Origin of the sequence: Microbacterium sp. p3-SID336 (assembly GCF_025143365.1) — a bacterium.
In the GTDB taxonomy this organism is placed as follows: domain Bacteria; phylum Actinomycetota; class Actinomycetes; order Actinomycetales; family Microbacteriaceae; genus Microbacterium.
The window spans coordinates 1-16,398 of sequence record NZ_JALXPE010000028.1 but is presented as its reverse complement, the minus strand read 5'-3'; the positions used below and the strand labels follow the sequence as shown (position 1 = coordinate 16,398).

General features: G+C 69.1%; 17 protein-coding genes and 1 tRNA gene. 15 read left to right on the top strand and 3 right to left on the bottom strand.

Going from position 1 to position 16,398, the window contains the following annotated elements:
- Positions 1-25: 25 nt before the first annotated feature.
- The 5 genes from M3C17_RS09940 to M3C17_RS09920 all read left to right on the top strand — a co-directional run bounded on the left by M3C17_RS09940 (position 26) and on the right by M3C17_RS09920 (position 5,189).
- Entirely contained in the window at positions 26-574 is a 549-nt protein-coding gene (locus M3C17_RS09940) for a hypothetical protein (protein ID WP_259977549.1), read from the top strand.
- Between the two features lie 11 nt (positions 575-585).
- Positions 586-1,425, top strand: coding sequence for a hypothetical protein (locus M3C17_RS09935; protein ID WP_259977548.1), 840 nt, complete (start codon positions 586-588; stop codon positions 1,423-1,425).
- Positions 1,426-1,519: 94 nt separating this feature from the next.
- On the top strand, positions 1,520-2,461 hold the full coding sequence (locus M3C17_RS09930; RefSeq protein WP_259977547.1) for an NADP-dependent oxidoreductase: 942 nt from the start codon (positions 1,520-1,522) through the stop codon (positions 2,459-2,461).
- Between the two features lie 181 nt (positions 2,462-2,642).
- Positions 2,643-4,397: a 2-isopropylmalate synthase gene (gene leuA, locus M3C17_RS09925; protein WP_259977546.1), complete on the top strand. Its 1,755-nt coding sequence runs from the start codon at positions 2,643-2,645 to the stop codon at positions 4,395-4,397.
- Positions 4,398-4,457: 60 nt separating this feature from the next.
- Positions 4,458-5,189, top strand: a complete 732-nt coding sequence (locus M3C17_RS09920; RefSeq protein ID WP_259977543.1) for a TetR/AcrR family transcriptional regulator — start codon at positions 4,458-4,460, stop codon at positions 5,187-5,189.
- Positions 5,190-5,198: 9 nt separating this feature from the next.
- Here M3C17_RS09920 and M3C17_RS09915 read toward each other — a convergent pair whose 3' ends face one another.
- On the bottom strand, positions 5,199-5,891 hold the full coding sequence (locus M3C17_RS09915) for a trimeric intracellular cation channel family protein (RefSeq protein WP_259977542.1): 693 nt from the start codon (positions 5,889-5,891) through the stop codon (positions 5,199-5,201).
- Positions 5,892-5,925: 34 nt separating this feature from the next.
- Between M3C17_RS09915 and recO the strand changes: the two genes are divergently transcribed.
- Together recO and M3C17_RS09905 are read left to right on the top strand one after the other, a co-directional pair.
- On the top strand, positions 5,926-6,669 hold the full coding sequence (gene recO, locus M3C17_RS09910) for a DNA repair protein RecO (protein WP_259977540.1): 744 nt from the start codon (positions 5,926-5,928) through the stop codon (positions 6,667-6,669).
- Entirely contained in the window at positions 6,666-7,469 is an 804-nt protein-coding gene (locus M3C17_RS09905; protein WP_259977539.1) for an isoprenyl transferase, read from the top strand. The genes recO and M3C17_RS09905 overlap by 4 nt, the downstream gene beginning before the upstream one ends.
- Here M3C17_RS09905 and M3C17_RS09900 read toward each other — a convergent pair.
- Positions 7,409-8,020: an AAA family ATPase gene (locus M3C17_RS09900; RefSeq protein ID WP_259977537.1), complete on the bottom strand. Its 612-nt coding sequence runs from the start codon at positions 8,018-8,020 to the stop codon at positions 7,409-7,411. The two genes, M3C17_RS09905 and M3C17_RS09900, sit on opposite strands and share 61 nt — an antisense overlap.
- A 53-nt stretch (positions 8,021-8,073) precedes the next feature.
- On the opposite strand from M3C17_RS09900, the gene M3C17_RS09895 reads away from it, so the two are divergent.
- Positions 8,074-8,763 (top strand): DsbA family protein, encoded by a 690-nt coding sequence (locus M3C17_RS09895; RefSeq protein WP_259977536.1) that lies wholly within the window; start codon positions 8,074-8,076, stop codon positions 8,761-8,763.
- Here the strand turns inward: M3C17_RS09895 and M3C17_RS09890 are convergent.
- Positions 8,760-9,254, bottom strand: a complete 495-nt coding sequence (locus tag M3C17_RS09890) for a glutathione peroxidase (protein ID WP_259977535.1) — start codon at positions 9,252-9,254, stop codon at positions 8,760-8,762. The genes M3C17_RS09895 and M3C17_RS09890 overlap by 4 nt on opposite strands.
- 59 nt (positions 9,255-9,313) lie before the next feature.
- Here M3C17_RS09890 and dusB point away from each other — a divergent pair, with 59 nt between their 5' ends.
- The 7 genes from dusB to M3C17_RS09855 all read left to right on the top strand — a co-directional run bounded on the left by dusB (position 9,314) and on the right by M3C17_RS09855 (position 16,345).
- A complete protein-coding gene (dusB, locus tag M3C17_RS09885; protein ID WP_259977534.1) occupies positions 9,314-10,468 on the top strand; it encodes a tRNA dihydrouridine synthase DusB in 1,155 nt (384 codons plus the stop codon).
- Positions 10,458-11,843, top strand: coding sequence for a deoxyguanosinetriphosphate triphosphohydrolase (locus tag M3C17_RS09880; RefSeq protein ID WP_259977533.1), 1,386 nt, complete (start codon positions 10,458-10,460; stop codon positions 11,841-11,843). The genes dusB and M3C17_RS09880 overlap by 11 nt, the downstream gene beginning before the upstream one ends.
- Positions 11,843-13,702 (top strand): DNA primase, encoded by a 1,860-nt coding sequence (dnaG, locus tag M3C17_RS09875; RefSeq protein ID WP_259977532.1) that lies wholly within the window; start codon positions 11,843-11,845, stop codon positions 13,700-13,702. Before M3C17_RS09880 ends, dnaG begins: the two co-directional genes overlap by 1 nt.
- Positions 13,703-13,739: 37 nt before the next feature.
- Positions 13,740-14,513: an ATP-binding cassette domain-containing protein gene (locus M3C17_RS09870; protein WP_259977531.1), complete on the top strand. Its 774-nt coding sequence runs from the start codon at positions 13,740-13,742 to the stop codon at positions 14,511-14,513.
- 97 nt (positions 14,514-14,610) lie between these two features.
- Positions 14,611-14,686 (top strand) — tRNA-Asn (locus M3C17_RS09865).
- 203 nt (positions 14,687-14,889) lie between these two features.
- Positions 14,890-15,120 (top strand): AlpA family transcriptional regulator, encoded by a 231-nt coding sequence (locus tag M3C17_RS09860; RefSeq protein ID WP_167540717.1) that lies wholly within the window; start codon positions 14,890-14,892, stop codon positions 15,118-15,120.
- Between the two features lie 181 nt (positions 15,121-15,301).
- Positions 15,302-16,345 (top strand): site-specific integrase, encoded by a 1,044-nt coding sequence (locus tag M3C17_RS09855; protein WP_259977529.1) that lies wholly within the window; start codon positions 15,302-15,304, stop codon positions 16,343-16,345.
- Positions 16,346-16,398 lie beyond the last annotated feature (53 nt).

The following is a 16,398-nucleotide window of genomic DNA, read 5'->3' as shown; positions in this document are numbered from 1 at the left end:
CTCGCCGCGACGCGGCGTGCTTCACATGCTGAACTACTCCGCTCTACGCCTGTGGACGGTGGTTTCGATGACGGTCGTGACCACCTTCGGGCTACGGAGCAGGATCCGTGGGCGTGACGGAATGAAGCAGGATGGTGGCGTTCACCGTCTTCGGTACCCGATCGTGGCCGTGCTCCTCTGCGCGGGTCTCGCGCTCGTCCTGGGGTTCCTCTACCGGCTCGTCTTTCTCGCACCATTGCTTCGTGAGCGAGGAGGAGCTGAAGCGATAGAGGATGCGCTCCGATCGAGCGTCGCGCTCTTCGTGGTGCTTCTTGTTGCATCTCTATCACCGCTCATCGCGCACAGAATGAGTGCGCGATGGTGGGGAAGAGTTCTCGCCGTCGCGATCTCAGGGTTCCTGGTCGCTGCGGGCAGCTGGTTCTTGGTGGCGCAAGCAAACAGGTTCCCGATAGCTGCGGGATTGATCGCCTCACTCGGTTTCTTCGTGCTGCTGGTCGCGGGCCGCCGGGCGGTACCAGTCGCGGCAGAGAGTGGGCTGAGATCGACGACGTGGGCGTGTCCTGTCGCACACTGACGGCGGGGGCCATGGTGCTCGCGAGTTCGCTTGTCCTCTCCGCCTGCGCGTTTCTGCCTGGGGTGCCAGAGGACCAGCCCCTCTCCCTTGCGGTGCGTGACGGGACTCCGATCCTGAGCTGGTGTGCGCCCAGCGCCGAGATCGTCCGCGTGCGTGTGTACTACGGGACGACGTCCGCCGACGACGCGACGCTGGTGCTCGACGCCAGAGGGCGCCTCCCCGTCGCTCCCGGAGCGGAAGTAGCACCTGACAGGCCCCCCGAGGAGTGGATCGTGGAGCGCCACGACTACGCCGGGGCGGAGTTGTCGGAGATCGGCGTGACCGTGGACTACCAGGCGCGGGACGCCGAGGGGGAGCTGGTCGAAGGGAGCTTCGGCGCAGACTTCGAGAGCGAGAACGCGTCCGATCTCGACTCTTGGCCGGCGAACGAATGGATCTGGGCGAACGGGACCGTGTCGACAGATCCGTGCGGCATGCCGAGTGCCCATGGCGCCGTGCCTGATGTGGATGTGTCCGAGGACGACCTCGTCGGCGTCTGGACGGCGACGTCCGGGACGGCGGAGTTCGAGCTGCACGAGGGGGGTGTCGTGAGTGCAGAGGACTCGCCGGCATCGATGTGGTGTGACGCCGCGCCGGACACCGGGGCGTCTTTCCCTTCTCTGACGGGCCAATGGTCGGCGGGATACGGGGACAGTGCTATCGCGTTCAGTCTGAATCCGCCCTGCAACGCGATGCCTGCCCTCTTCGCGTTCGAGAGCGAGCAAGGCGCGGTTGAGCTCTGGTACTTCACGCCGGGCGTTGACCGCGATTCGCACCCCGACCCCGAGGTCGTCTTCACGAAGTCCGGCTGACGTCCCGGCTGCGGACGCGGCTTCACCGGCCGACTGACGCGCCCTCCCTCCGTCCCACGGGAGCATGATGGAGGCAACGACGGAGGGCGGGGTCATGGCGAAGCACTGGGTGGCGACGGCGGCGGGGTCTCCCGAGTCGTGGGGGTTGCGGGGGTACGAGCCGGCGGCGCCGCGCGAGGGCGAGGTCACGATCCGGGTTCACGCGGCAGGCGTGAACCCGGCCGATGCCAAGCACGTCGCGGCGGCCCGCCCGGGAGTCGAGTTCCCGGTATCGATCGGGTACGAGGTGTCGGGGGAGCTCGCGGCGATCGGCCCCGCGACCCGCATCGGCTCCGGTGAGGCCGAGGTCGGCGACGAGGTTGTGGCGTTCCGCGTGCGGGGCGGTTATGCGACCGAGGTGACGGTGCCGGCGGCCAAGGTGTTCGCGAAGCCGACGACGCTCACGCACCCCGAGGCCGCGAACCTCCTGCTCGTGGGTACGACCGCGGCCGAGATGCTCGCCGTGACCGGGGCCGCACCGGGGGAGACGACCCTGCTGCACGGGGCGTCCGGCGCGGTCGGCGTCAGCGTGCTGCAGCAGGCGCGGCTGCGCGACGTGCGGGTCATCGGCACCGCCAGCCCCGAGCGCTTCGACGAGGTGCGACGCTTCGGCGGGCTCCCCGTCGCCTACGGCCCCGGCCTCGCGGATCGGGTGACCGCGCTGACGGACGACCCGATCGCCGCTGCGCTCGACGCGGTGGGCACCGACGAGGCGATCGACGTATCGCTCTCCCTGGTGCGCGACCGGAACCGCATCGTCACGATCGCCAATCCTGCACGGGCCGCCGCCGACGGCTTGCTCGCGATCGCGGGGTCGATGCCGGACAGCGCCCGCTTCCGCGACGAGGTGCGCAGCGAGCTCATCGCCCTCGCCCAGGTCGGCGACCTGGTGGTGCCGCTCGCCCGCACGTTCCCGCTCGCGGAGGCACCGGCCGCCCACCGTCTGCTCGCCACGGGTCACCCCGGCGGCAAGCTCGCCCTGATCCCCGAGGAGTGACAGGCGCCCTCGCCTGATAACGCCGGGCGTCGATACGGGCGCATCGACCCTGCTAGCATGACCACATGCCTTTCGGCGGTCTGCTTCTCCTTAGCTGCCGCGACGAGTCCTGACACTAGGGCCTTCCTCGTCGCGGCGCTTGTGTTGGCCCGTCCCTTTCGACGAAGAGAAGTAGCCCATCATGCAGAACACTCAGCGCCCGTCCGCGATGCCGATCCACAAGTACCGGCCGTACCACGAGCAGATCCGCGTCGACCTGCCGGACCGCACCTGGCCCGACGCCCGCATCACCCAGGCCCCTCGTTGGTGCGCGGTCGATCTCCGCGACGGCAACCAGGCCCTCATCGACCCGATGTCCCCCGAGCGCAAGCGCGTCATGTTCGAGCTGCTCGTGAGCATGGGGTACAAGGAGATCGAGGTCGGCTTCCCCTCCGCGAGTCAGACGGACTTCGACTTCGTGCGTCAGCTCATCGAGGAGGATCTGATCCCCGATGACGTCACGATCCAGGTGCTGACCCAGGCGCGGGAGCACCTGATCGAGCGCACCTACGAGTCCCTGGTCGGCGCCAAGCAGGCGATCGTGCACCTTTACAACTCGACGAGCGTGCTGCAGCGCGAGGTCGTCTTCCGCACCGACAAGCAGGGCATCATCGACATCGCGCTCGAAGGCGCCCGCCTGTGCCGCAAGTTCGAGAAGACGATCCCGGACACGCAGGTCTACTACGAGTACTCGCCGGAGAGCTACACGGGCACCGAGCTCGAGTTCGCCGTCGACGTCTGCAACCAGGTCATCGAGATCTTCGAGCCGACGCCCGACCGCAAGGTCATCATCAACCTGCCCGCGACGGTGGAGATGGCGACCCCGAACATCTACGCCGACTCGATCGAGTGGATGAGCCGGCACCTGGCGCACCGCGAGAACGTGATCCTGTCGCTGCACCCGCACAACGACCGTGGCACTGCGATCGCTGCGGCCGAGCTCGGCTACATGGCCGGCGCCGACCGCATCGAGGGGTGCCTGTTCGGCAACGGCGAGCGCACGGGCAACGTCGACCTGGTGGCGCTGGGCATCAACATGTTCACGCAGGGCATCGACCCGCAGATCGACTTCAGCGACATCGACCAGGTCAAGCGCACGGTCGAGTACTGCAACCAGCTGCCGGTGCCGGAGCGCAGCCCGTGGGCGGGCGACCTGGTCTTCACGGCGTTCAGCGGCTCGCACCAGGACGCGATCAAGAAGGGCTTCGAGGCCATGGCGGCCAAGGCCGAGGCGCAGGGCGTCACGGTCGACGAGATCGAGTGGGCGGTGCCGTACCTGCCGGTCGACCCGAAGGACCTGGGCCGCTCGTACGAGGCGGTCATCCGCGTGAACTCGCAGTCCGGCAAGGGTGGCGTCGCGTACCTGCTGAAGTCGGACCACGCGATCGACCTGCCGCGCAAGCTGCAGATCGAGTTCTCCGGGGTCGTGCAGGCGAAGACCGATGCCGAGGGCGGTGAGGTCACGAGCGAGCAGATCTGGTCGATCTTCACCGATGAGTACCTGCCCGCGACCGACACCGAGGCGAAGTGGGGCCGGTTCGAACTGCTGGCGACGCAGACCCGCAGCGACATGTCCGGCGACGTTGTTCTCGACGTGGTGCTGCGCGACGACGACGAGCAGGTCGCGGTCTCCGGCAACGGCAACGGTCCGGTCGCCGCGTTCGTCGAGGTGTTGCGCGGTCAGGGCTTCGACATCACGGTGTACGACTACGTCGAGCACGCTCTCAGCGCCGGCGGCGACGCGCAGGCGGCCGCCTACGTGGAGCTGCAGGTGGGCGACCAGCGCCTGTGGGGCGTCGGCATCGACGGCGACATCTCCACTGCGTCGCTCAAGGCCATCGTGTCCGGCGTGAACCGTTCGATCCGCACGCGGCAGCAGGAGCTGGCCACGGTCTGATCCGCGGCACGCACTCTCCGGCCGGGGCCTGCACGGGTCCCGGCCGTAGAGTGTTCGGAGATGACGAAGAATCTGGTCGACCTGCTCTGGCGGGAGAGCGCGACGGCGCGGACGGGCGGTCGTCGCGGCCCCCAGGCCCGCGTGTCGACGTCCGCCGTGGTGGACGCGGCCATCGCGATCGCCGATGCCGGCGGGGCCGCGGCCGTCACGATCCGCGCTCTCGCACAGGAGCTCGGCATCACGACGATGTCGGTGTACACGCACGTCAACAGCCGTGCCGACCTGCTCGTCCTGATGGCCGACGCCGTGCACGCGCGCATCGAGCCGGACGAGTCCGAGGCTTTTGCGTCGAGCTGGCGGGACCGGGTGCGCGCCGTCGCCGAGACCAACCTCGCGCTGCTGCGCGCGCACCCGTGGCTGCTCGACGTCACGGATCCGCGCCTGGCGGTGGGCCCCGGCACGATCGCGAAGTACGACCGCGAGCTGCACGCGTTCGATGGCCTCGACCTGGCGGACGTCGACCGCGATGCCGCGCTGTCCTTCGTGCTCGATTTCGCGCGCGCGGCCGGCGCCCGGGCGAACGCGGAGGCGACCGCGGGGGAGTTCGGCGGCTTCTGGGCGGACGCGGCACCCCGGCTCGCGGCCCACCTGGGCGACGCGTTCCCGCTCGCGCAAGCGGTGGGCGCGGCGGCAGGGGAGTCGATGGGAGCTCCGTACGATGCGCGGGCCGCATGGGCGTTCGCCGTGGAGCGGATGCTCGACGGTCTCGCCGGGCTGGTGGAGCGGCGTTGAGCGCCGCGCTCAGTCCTTCGGCTTGACGATCGCGATGGCGCCGGTCTCCGCGGCGACCTTGCGGCGGTAGAGGCGTCGCTGCTCCGGGAGGGACACATCGAACGCGACCGCGAGGATGCGGATGACCGCGGTGAGGGCGATCCCGATGACGGCGGCGAGGGGGATGGCCAGTCCGAGCGCGTGCGAGATCACGATGAACGCGCAGCCGGCGGCGGCGGCCACGGCGTAGAGCGAGCCCACGTGCATGATGGCGGTCGGCAGTCCCATCAGCATGTCCCGCAGCACGCTCCCGCCCACCGCGGCGCACACCCCGATGAAGACTGCCGGGACCTCCGGGATTCCCACCGCGAGGGCCTTGCTCGTGCCGAAGGCGCCGAACATCCCGATCACCACGGCGTCGAGCACTACGATCGCGGTGTTGAGCCGTGTGAACAGCCCCGCCAGCAGCATGCCGAGCAGCGCCGCGCCGGCAGCGGTCACCAGGTACCACTGGTTCTGCAGCGTCGCGGGCGTCTGCCCAAGCAGGATGTCGCGGATCAGACCACCGCCCATGCCGATCATGATCCCGATGATCGCGACGCCGAGCCAGTCGAGTCGCCGCTGGCCCTGGAATCCTGCGGCGAACATCGCGCCCTGCACTCCGCCGAGTCCGACACCGAGAAGGTCCGCCCACAGCGGAATGATGAAGAGCGGTTCGGTCACGCGTCCATTGTCCCGCACGGAGGATAATCGAAGGGTGCCCACCTACCGAGACGAAGCGGTGATCCTGCGCACCCACAAGCTGGGCGAGGCGGATCGCATCGTCACGATGCTGTCGCGCCGGCACGGCAAGGTGCGCGCGGTGGCGAAGGGCGTGCGGCGCACGTCGTCCAAATTCGGTTCGCGTCTGGAGCCGTTCATGGTGGCCGATGTGCAGCTGTACGAAGGGCGTTCGCTCGACATCGTGCAGCAGGCCGAGTCACTCGGGTCCTACGGCACCGACATCGCGGCGCACTACGACCGGTTCACGGCGGCGAACGCGATGGTCGAGACCGCCGACCGGCTGAGCGATGCCGAGGCCACGCCCGAGCAGTACCTGCTGCTCGTGGGCGGCCTGCGGGCGCTGTCCCGCGGCGAGCATGCCCCGCGCAGCATCCTCGACTCGTACCTGCTTCGCGTCATGTCGCTGTCCGGATGGGCGCCGTCGCTCGACGACTGCGCGCGCTGCGGAACCCCCGGCCCGCATTCGGTGTTCGTGGCGCAGCTCGGCGGCCTGATCTGCCACGCGGACGCCCCGGCGGGCAGCCCCCGCATCGCCGACAGGACGCTCGCGCTGCTGCGGGCGCTGATCCGTGGCGACTGGGAGCACATCGATGCGGCGCCGCACGCCGACACGGCCGCCGCCTCCGGGCTCGTCGCGGCCTATGCGCAGTGGCACCTGGAGCGGGGCATCCGCTCGCTCGCGCACGTGACGACCACCCCGGGAGAAGGAGCACGGTGAGCCCGAAGCCCTATACGCACAAGGACGCCGTGGCCTACCGGCCGCTCGACTGGACGGGCGTGTACCCGCCGGCGTTCCCCGCGGTGCCGGAGCATGTCGCGATCGTGATGGACGGCAACGGCCGCTGGGCGAACCGTCGCGGACTCAACCGCATCGAGGGGCACAAGGCGGGGGAGGAGGTGCTGCTGGACGTGGTGGCCGGAGCCATCCAGGCCGGAGTGAAGCACCTCTCCGTCTACGCCTTCTCCACGGAGAACTGGGCGCGCTCCCCGGAGGAGGTCCGCTTCCTCATGGGTTACAACCGGGACGTGCTGCACCGCCGCCGCGACCAGCTCAACGAGTGGGGTGTGCGCGTGCGCTGGGCCGGGCGCAAGCCGCGGCTGTGGGGCAGCGTGATCAAGGAGCTGCAGTACGCCGAACAGCTCACCCGCGGCAACGACGTGCTGACGCTCACGATGTGCGTGAACTATGGCGGCCGCGTGGAACTCGTCGACGCCATGCGCGTGATCGCCGCCGATGTCGCGGCCGGGCGGCTGAAGCCGAACGCCATCACGGAGAAGACGATCCGCCGTCACCTCTACGTGCCGGACATGCCAGACGTCGACCTGTTCCTGCGCAGCTCGGGGGAGCAGCGCACCTCGAACTTCCTGCTGTGGGAATCCGCCTACGCCGAGATGGTGTTCCTCGACACGCTGTGGCCGGACTTCTCCCGTGAGGAGCTCTGGCGCGCGATCGGCGTCTATCTCTCGCGCGACCGCCGCTTCGGCGGCGCGATCGACACCCCCGACGCCTCGGCCTGAGCGCGCAGCCATCGCTCCGTGTCGCGCGGGTGCGTCAGTCGCACGATCGTGAGGTGCGGGAAGCGCTCGACGTAGCCGGGCATCCTGTCGGTCCAGTTGCGGAGCGTCGCGGTCTGCCACGCGAGGATGTTCTGCTCCGGATCGCGGTTCAGCAGGTTCCACGGCCCTTTCTCGCGATTGCCGTTCCACAGCTCTCGGCGCAGGATGCCGCGCGCCAGGGTGCGACGGATCAGGCGCGACCTCACCACATGCCGGGGATAATCGAGCCAGATCGCGAGCTGCGCCCGGGGCGGGAGGATATCGTCCGTGCCCTTGCTCGTGTACTGCCACTCGGTGACCCAGCGCTCCCGTGCCGCGAAGGCCCGCACATCGTCGAGGAACTCGGGGCGCGGCGTCCAGTCCGGCCCGTGGAACAGCGCGTCGATCTCCACATGCCGCAGGCTCCACATCGCCGCGAGGCGCCGGGCGAGGGTGGTCTTCCCTGATCCGGTGACCCCGGCGACCAGGACGCGCTGCGGGCGGATCGGCAGCGGGTCGGCGGCGGAGAGCATCCGAGGATTCTATCGACGGAATACACGTCGAGTGCATGCGGTTGGATGAAGATGTGACTGAACCCATCGCCATCGACATCTGGTCCGACATCGCCTGCCCCTGGTGCTACATCGGCAAGCGCAACCTGGAGAAGGGTCTCGAAGCGGTCGCCGCCGATGAGGATGCGCCGCAGGTCACCATCACCTTCCACTCCTTCGAGCTCTCGCCCGACACCCCGGTCGACTTCGACGGCGACGAGGTGGACTTCCTCGCCGGCCACAAGGGCATGCCGCGCGCGCAGGTCGAGCAGATGCTGTCGCACGTCACGGGCGTCGCGGCCGACGCGGGACTCGAGTACCGCTTCGACCTGCTGCAGCACACCAACACCGTGAAGGCGCACGAGCTGCTTCACTTCGCCAAGGCGGAGGGGCGCCAGCACGAGATGGAGGAGCGCCTCATGTCGGCGTACTTCACCGAGGGCAGGCACGTCGGCCGTATCGAGGAGCTGGTGGCCCTCGCGGCCGAGGTCGGGCTCGACGCCGACCGTGCCAGGGCGGCCCTGGAGAGTGAGCAGTTCCTACCCGCCGTGCGCCAGGACCAGGCGCAGGCCCGTGCCTACGGCATCCAGGGAGTTCCGTTCTTCGTGGTCGACGGCCAGTACGGCATCAGCGGCGCGCAGCCGCCCGCGGCGTTCGAGAACGTGCTCCGCGACCTGTGGGCGCAGCGCGGACAGAGCGAGGCCGAGGAAGCAGCCGCGGTCTAGCGGGTCAGCGCGGTCTCGATCGCCTCGACGATCTCCGGGGCGTCCGGCTTCTGCTTCGAGCGGAAGCGCAGGACGTCTCCGCCCGGCAGCACGAGGAACTTCTCGAAGTTCCATCCGACCCGGCCGGCCTTGCCGTCGGCGTCCGGCGCCTGCTTGAGGGCCTTGTAGAGCTCGGCGGCGTTCTTGCCGTTCACCTTGACCTTGTCGTTCACCGGGAACGAGACGCCGTAGGTGGTGGAGCAGAACTCGAGGATCTCCTCGACGGATCCGGGCTCCTGCCCGAGGAACTGGTTGCACGGGAAGCCGACGACCGTGAACCCGCGGTCGCCGAAGCGGCGCTGCAGCTCTTCCAGCTGCTCGTACTGCGGGGTGAGCCCGCACTTCGACGCGACGTTGACCACCATCACCACATCGGCCCCGAGATCGTCGAGCGTCTTCTCCCGCCCCTGGGCGTCGGTGAACGGGATCGAGCGGAGCGGAGAATCGGTCATATGCACAGCTTAGGTCGCCGCGTCCGTACCGGCTCCGGGTCTGGGAGAATGGTCACGCCATGACTCTCGCCACCGCACCCGCCCGCCCCCTCCGCATCGGCCCGATCGATCTCGACGTGCCCGTCGTGCTCGCACCGATGGCCGGGATCACCAACACGGCGTTCCGTCGCCTGTGCCGGGAGTACGGAGCCGGGCTGTACGTGAGCGAGATGATCACGTCGCGCGCGCTGGTCGAGCGGAACGAGACCACCATGCGCCTTATCCGTCATCACGAGTCGGAGACGCCGCGGTCGATCCAGCTGTACGGTGTCGACCCGAAGACCATCGCCGAGGCCGTGCGTATCATCGTGGCCGAGGACCACGCCGACCACATCGACCTGAACTTCGGCTGCCCCGTTCCCAAGGTGACCCGCAAGGGCGGCGGCGCCGCTCTGCCGTGGAAGTCGAAGCTCTTCGCCGACATCGTCGACCGGGCCGTGAAGGCAGCGGGGAACATCCCGCTCACGGTGAAGATGCGCAAGGGCATCGACCGCGACCATCTCACGTTCCTCGACGCCGGCCGTGCCGCGGAGGACGCCGGAGCGGCCGCCGTGGCCCTTCATGCCCGCACCGCGAGCGAGTTCTACTCCGGCCACGCCGACTGGCACGCGATCGGGGAGCTCAAGCAGGCGGTCACGAGCATTCCGGTGCTCGGCAACGGCGACATCTGGTCGGCGGACGACGCGGTGCGGATGATGGCGGAGACGGACTGCGACGGCGTCGTGGTCGGCCGCGGCTGCCTCGGTCGGCCGTGGCTGTTCGGTCAGCTCGCCCTGGCGTTCGGCGGCGAGGGTAAGACGGTCGATGCGACGCTCGGCTTCGTCGCCGACGCGTTCCGTCGGCACGCCGAGCTGCTGGTCGAGTTCTTCGAGGACGAGGACCGCGGCTGCCGCGATGTGCGCAAGCATGTCTCCTGGTACTTCAAGGGCTACCCGGTCGGCGGTGACATCCGCACGGGCCTCGCCACGGCGTCGAGCCTGCAGGAGATCGACGATCTGCTCGGCCGTCTCGACCGCACGGCGCCGTACCCCGGTGCGGACGCCGAGGGCCAGCGGGGACGCGCCGGGCACCCGAAGCGCACGGCGCTGCCGGAGAAGTGGCTGGAGTCGCGCGAGCTCGCCTCGTCCGCCTCCGAGATGATGCGTGGAGCGGAGATCGAGAACAGTGGCGGTTGACCCCCTGGTCGGCTCTCGCGCCGACGGATACGACGCGCGCGACGCCGAGCGCTTCTTCGCGGAGACCCACCGCTCCGAGCGCGACGACTTCGCGCGTGACCGCGCCCGCGTGCTGCACTCCGCAGCCCTGCGCCGGCTCGCCGCGAAGACCCAGGTGCTGAGCCCTGCGAGCACGGCGGACTTCGCGCGCAACCGGCTGACGCATTCGCTCGAGGTGGCGCAGGTGGGGCGCGAGCTCGCGACGGCGCTCGGGGTGTCGGCGGACGTCGTCGACACCGCGTGCCTCAGCCACGACCTCGGCCACCCGCCTTTCGGCCACAACGGCGAGCGCGCGCTGAACGAGTGGGCGGAGGACATCGGAGGCTTCGAGGGCAACGCCCAGTCGCTGCGCATCCTCACGCGGCTGGAGGCGAAGGTGCTCGACGGCGACGACCGCTCGGTCGGCCTCAACCTGACGCGCGCCAGCCTCGACGCCACGTGCAAGTACCCGTGGACGGTCGACAGCCCGGTGCCGGATCCCGGTGGCCGTCTCAAGTTCGGCGTCTACCCGGAGGACGAGGCCGTGTTCCGCTGGATGCGCGAAGGGGCCCCCGGCCGTCTGCGCTGCATCGAGGCCGAGATCATGGATCTCTCCGACGACATCGCCTACTCGGTGCACGACTTCGAGGACGCGATCGTCAACGGGTACGTCGACGTGGCGCAGCTCGCCGACCCCGCCGCGCACGAGGCGCTGCTCAGCCGCATCCAGCAGTGGGTGGGCTACGACTTCACGCGTGACGAGCTCGCCGACGCGCTGTATCGCCTGTCGACCCAGTCCATGTGGCTCGCCTCGTTCGACCGCTCCCGGCAGGACCTCGCGCGCCTGAAGAACCTCACGAGCGACCTGATCGGGCGCTTCGCCAGGGCCGCCGTGTCCGCCACGCGCGAGACCTATGGAACCGCGCCACTGGTGCGTTACAACGCGCATGTCATCGTGCCGCGCGTGGTCGAGGTCGAGATCGCCGTGCTCAAGGGCATCATGGGCCAGGCCATCGTCACGATCGACGCCAGGAAGGGCGTGTACAAGGAGCAGCGGCGTGTGCTCAAGCGGCTCGCCGACGCGCTCTGGTCGACCGACACGCTGTGGTCGGCGGGCGCGGACGTGTTGGAGCCGGCCTTCGCCGCCGACTTCGTCGCCGCGCAGGACGACGCCGAGCGCGCACGGGTGGTGGTGGATCAGATCGCGAGCCTCACCGATCAGAGCGCGATCGACTGGCACAACCGTCTGGTCGGCGAGATCGACCCCGCCGAGGTGGGCATCTGGACGCCGCGACACGCGCGTCCGAGAGCGCGCACGCACGTCGAGAGGCGGCCCGTCGCAGAAGGGTCCCGCTGATGCCTCGCATCCGGCAGGCCGACGTCGACGAGGTCAAGGCCCGCACGAACATCGCCGACATCGTGGGCGAGCGCGTGGCGCTGAAGTCGGCCGGCGTCGGGTCCCTCAAGGGCCTGTGTCCCTTCCACGACGAGAAGAGCCCGAGCTTCCACGTGCGCCAGCAGGTTGGCTACTACCACTGCTTCGGCTGCGGCGAATCGGGCGATGTCTACTCGTTCCTGCGTGCCATGGACCACGTCAGCTTCACCGAGGCGGTCGAGCGGCTCGCGGGCCGGATCGGCTACACGCTGCACTACGAGGACGGCGGTGCCGCACCGGAGACCAGCGGCCGCAGCCGTCTGTACGCCGCCAACACCGCGGCGGCGGAGTTCTTCCGGGGGCAGCTGCTGTCGCCTGACGCCGAGGCCGCACGCCGGTTCCTCGGCGAGCGCGGGTTCGACGCGGGAGCCGCCGCCCACTTCGGCGTCGGGTTCGCACCCCGCGGGTGGGACGGCATGCTGAAGGCACTGACCGCCCAGGGGTTCACACGGGAGGAGCTGAGCGCCGCCGGACTGGTCTCGACCGGGCAGCGCGGCGTCTACGACCGTTTCCGCGGGCGCCTGGTGTGGCCGATCCGGGATGTCTCAGGGCAGACGATCGGCTTCGGTGCGCGCAAGCTCTTCGACGACGACCAGGGGCCGAAGTACCTGAACACGCCGGAGACCCCGATCTACAAGAAGGCCCAGGTGCTGTACGGCCTCGACCTCGCCAAGCGTGACATCGCCCGAGGCGACCCTCGGCGGGTCGTGGTCGTCGAGGGGTACACCGACGTGATGGCCTGCCATCTGGCTGGGCTCACGACGGCGATCGCCACGTGTGGCACCGCGTTCGGGACGGAGCACATCAAGGTGCTGCGCCGCGTGATGGGCGACGACAATGCCTCGGGCGAGGTCGTGTTCACGTTCGACGGCGACGAGGCGGGGCAGAAGGCGGCGCTGCGGGCGTTCACGGAGGACGACCGCTTCAACGCGCAGACGTTCGTCGCCGTGGCGCCGGACGGCCTCGACCCGTGCGATCTGCGGCTGCAGCGCGGCGACGCCGCCGTGCGCGGGCTGATGGATGCGAAGCAGCCGATGTTCGAGTTCGCGATCGATCGGAAGCTGGGCGGCTTCGACCTCGGCACGGTGGAGGGGCGCGTGGGCGCGCTGCGCGCGGCGGCTCCGATCGTCGCGGAGATCCGCGACCGGCTGCTGCGCCCGGGCTACGAGCGCGTGCTGGCCCGCCGACTCGGCATGGACCCGACCGAGGTGCACGGGGAGGTGGAGCGTGCCGCCCGGGGCGCCGCTGCAGCTCCGGCGCGACGCGAGGCCTCGGCGACGGACGCCCCGGCAGGCGCGCCGGTCATGGCGGCGGTCACGCTCGCGAGCCTGCCCCGCACGGCCGATGTGGCGGTGGAGCGTGACGCGCTGATGGGCGCGCTGCAGTACGGTCACCAGGTCGACGCGGCGCTGCTGAACCGTGCGCTGGCGGAGCCCTTCCGCACGCCGGGGCTCGACGCGGTGCGCGAGGCGGTGGCTGCCGCCCCGGACCGCAGTCGCCCCGGGTGGGTGACGGAGGCGGTGAACACCGTCCGCGAGCCGTACCGCTCGCTCGCGGGCGAGCTGCTGATGACGCCGTTCCCCGCGCGGGATGAGGCCGGTGCGGTGGCCTCGGCGACGGACCTCGCTCGGCGGCTCGTCGTCCGACAGCTGGAGCATGAGAAGCAGGAGCTCCTCGGTGCGGTGCAGCGCGTGCCGGCGGACTCCGACGGGGGACGCGCCCTGCGGGTGCGGCTGCGTGACATCGACGTGGAACGCCAGCGGTTCTTCGCCGAGTCGTAACAGGGGCGGCCGCCGTCCAGAGGGCAGGATGGAAGACATGTCCCGACGGCCCGAGTCCACGAATGCGATCGAGTGCTCGGATCTGGTGATCGACCGGATCGGGCACGGCCTGCCCAACCGAGCGGTCGACGGCGTGACGTTCTCGCTCGCCCCCGGTGGCCTCATCTGCGTCGCCGGTCCGACCGGCTCGGGAAAGTCGACCCTCGTCGCGGCGCTGGCCGGGTCGACGGATCCCTCGGTGCGCGTGGTGGGCGGCAGCGCGCAGGTCTGCGGCGTCGACATCCGCCGCCCCGGTCGCAAGCATCGCGTGCTCACCTATCGGACCGGCTTCGTGCCGCAGGGCGCGGGTGCGGATCTGCCGCCTCGGCTGACGGTCAACGAGGTCATCGCGGAGCCCATCCTGATCCGCGAGCGCCGGGTCAACACCAAGGCGCTGTCGATCCGGGTCGCGACGCTGCTCGACGAGCTGCATCTGCCCCTGGGCACCGCGGCGAAGTTCCCCTACGAGCTGAGCGCGGGGATGCGGCAGCGCGTGGCGATCGCGCGGTCGTTCGTGCTGGAGCCGAAGGTGCTGATCGCGGACGAGGTGCTCGCCAACCTCGACCTGGAGGTGCGTCCGGTCGTCTTCGACGCGATCACTCGGCGGCGCAAGGAGCAGGGGATGGCGGCGCTTCTGGTCACGAACGACGCCGACTTCATCCGCGAGCTCAACGCCGAGACCCTGATGCTCCGCAGCGGTCATGTGGTCGCACGCGGGGTGGGGAAGGACCTGCTCTGGGTTCCCAACGCGGAGACGGATTCCCGGCGCTGAGCGCGACACGCCCGGCGGCCGGTGATCGGTGCCCGGTGTCACGAACAGCGGCGGGAGTTTGCTAAGCTTGACGAGTTGCCCGCACAGCGGCGCACATTCCTCGGTAGCTCAATTGGCAGAGCAGCCGGCTGTTAACCGGCAGGTTCTTGGTTCGAGTCCAAGCCGGGGAGCCAACAGAAGGCGCCACATCCCAGTATTTTCAAGGGATGGGGCGCCTTCTCCCATGTACGACCGAAACCGTCGACGCGGCTCAACTCACCTTTTACTCACCAAAAACCCCCAAATCGGGGGTTTGGCCGGGGGAGGCGAGCAACGCCTACGTGTTGGTACGCGCGCCCGCGCACAGAATCTGGATGACACCGGGTATGTGCTCGGCATGGGCAAGAAGAAGGCAACTGCAGACAACGGGATCGGCGCACTCGGGAAGGTCGAGCTCCCTGCTCTGCTGACCAAGGAACAGGTCGCCGAGTACTTCGGTGTCTCGCCACGGACCGTCGAGGCATGGCGCTCCACGAACACGGGACCGGTGCCGATCAAGATCGGCAAGCACCTCCGCTGGACGGCTGAGTCCATCCGCGACTACATCTCGGGGCAGAGCGTTGCCTAGGCCGAAGAAGGCACCGGGTGAGCTCGGCAAGATCTCCACTCGCGAGGTTGGCGGGGCATACCGAAGCCGGGCGCGCGTCCGTGACGGCGTCGGAGAGCTCCATCTGCTCGAGGCATGGGGCACGAGCTTCGAGGAAGCCGAAGACGCGGTCAGGGTCAAGGCGAATCAGGTCTGGGCAGGGATGTTCGTACCCCTCACCAAGGTCTCGACCACCGAGCAGCTGGCGGCGTTGTGGCTCGCTGACATCGACCTGCGGCCGGAGGACTCGCTGGAGCAGTCGAGTCGTGAGGCCTACCACAACAGGGTCAAGAACAACATCCTCCCGTACATCGGGGCGGTGCCAATCGGCTCCCTTTCGGCGGGGTTCATCCACAACCTGCTGCAGCGCCTTGCCCGGGAACGCAGCTACAGCTTCGCATCGGTGACGCGGAAGACCCTGTCCGGCATGCTCACCTTCGCAGCGCTCAACGGAGTCATCGACACGAGTCCGATGAACGACGTGCCCAAGCTGAAGAACAACGCACCGAGGAAGAAGATCCAGCTGGACGAGGACCAGCTGTTGCTCATCATCGCGCTCATCAGGGACTGGGAGGGGAAGCAAGGTCCGGGTCGCTTCGGCGGCAGCAAGCCCAACGTCCGCGTGATGGAGGACTTCCTCCTCATCACGCTCGGCACTTCGCTGCGTCCCGGTGAGGTGCTGGGGCTGTCGCTCGACGATGTCCACCTGTTGAGCGAGTCAGCCAAGGTCTCCGTCACCGGCAACGTGAACCGCACGAAGAAGCACAAGAACATCCGCAAGGATCACCCGAAGGGGCGTGGGCAGCAGCGCACGATGAGCGTGCCCAAGTACGCAGACACGGTGCTGCGGCGCCTGGTCGCCTCGTACAAGCCGAACCCCGATCAGCTGCTCATAGCGACGAAGAAGGGCACACCGATGTCGGTGAACTATATCGACCGCCTCTTCCGTGAATTCCGCAATCAGCACCGAGACCTGCTCACACGGATCGGAATCGACGTGGACCTCCTCACCCCGTACTCCTTGAGGAAGACCGTCGCTTCCGTGGTCAACGAAGGCGGTGGAGCCGAACTCGCCGCGAAAGTGCTCGGTCACACGGACTCGCGCATCACCAAGAAGCACTACATCCACGAACTCAAAGAAGTCGACCCGGAAGCGGCTCAGATCCTCGATCGCGCCTTCTCCCGGCTCACCGACGCCGGCATCTAGCTGTACTTCCCCGACAGGTTGTGAACGGCTGAGGTAGCGAAGACCTCCGGGCA

What these genes read in the sequence shown, in the direction of transcription:
- M3C17_RS09855 (WP_259977529.1), top strand. Translation starts at nt 15,302, where the DNA reads ATGTTCGTACCCCTCACCAAGGTCTCGACCACCGAGCAGCTGGCGGCG.
- leuA (WP_259977546.1), top strand. Translation starts at nt 2,643, where the DNA reads ATGCAGAACACTCAGCGCCCGTCCGCGATGCCGATCCACAAGTACCGG.
- M3C17_RS09860 (WP_167540717.1), top strand. Translation starts at nt 14,890, where the DNA reads ATGGGCAAGAAGAAGGCAACTGCAGACAACGGGATCGGCGCACTCGGG.
- M3C17_RS09900 (WP_259977537.1), bottom strand. Translation starts at nt 8,020, where the DNA reads ATGCTCTCCGCCGCCGACCCGCTGCCGATCCGCCCGCAGCGCGTCCTG.
- M3C17_RS09930 (WP_259977547.1), top strand. Translation starts at nt 1,520, where the DNA reads ATGGCGAAGCACTGGGTGGCGACGGCGGCGGGGTCTCCCGAGTCGTGG.
- M3C17_RS09940 (WP_259977549.1), top strand. Translation starts at nt 26, where the DNA reads ATGCTGAACTACTCCGCTCTACGCCTGTGGACGGTGGTTTCGATGACG.
- M3C17_RS09890 (WP_259977535.1), bottom strand. Translation starts at nt 9,254, where the DNA reads ATGACCGATTCTCCGCTCCGCTCGATCCCGTTCACCGACGCCCAGGGG.
- M3C17_RS09920 (WP_259977543.1), top strand. Translation starts at nt 4,458, where the DNA reads ATGACGAAGAATCTGGTCGACCTGCTCTGGCGGGAGAGCGCGACGGCG.
- M3C17_RS09870 (WP_259977531.1), top strand. Translation starts at nt 13,740, where the DNA reads ATGTCCCGACGGCCCGAGTCCACGAATGCGATCGAGTGCTCGGATCTG.
- M3C17_RS09935 (WP_259977548.1), top strand. Translation starts at nt 586, where the DNA reads ATGGTGCTCGCGAGTTCGCTTGTCCTCTCCGCCTGCGCGTTTCTGCCT.
- dusB (WP_259977534.1), top strand. Translation starts at nt 9,314, where the DNA reads ATGACTCTCGCCACCGCACCCGCCCGCCCCCTCCGCATCGGCCCGATC.
- dnaG (WP_259977532.1), top strand. Translation starts at nt 11,843, where the DNA reads ATGCCTCGCATCCGGCAGGCCGACGTCGACGAGGTCAAGGCCCGCACG.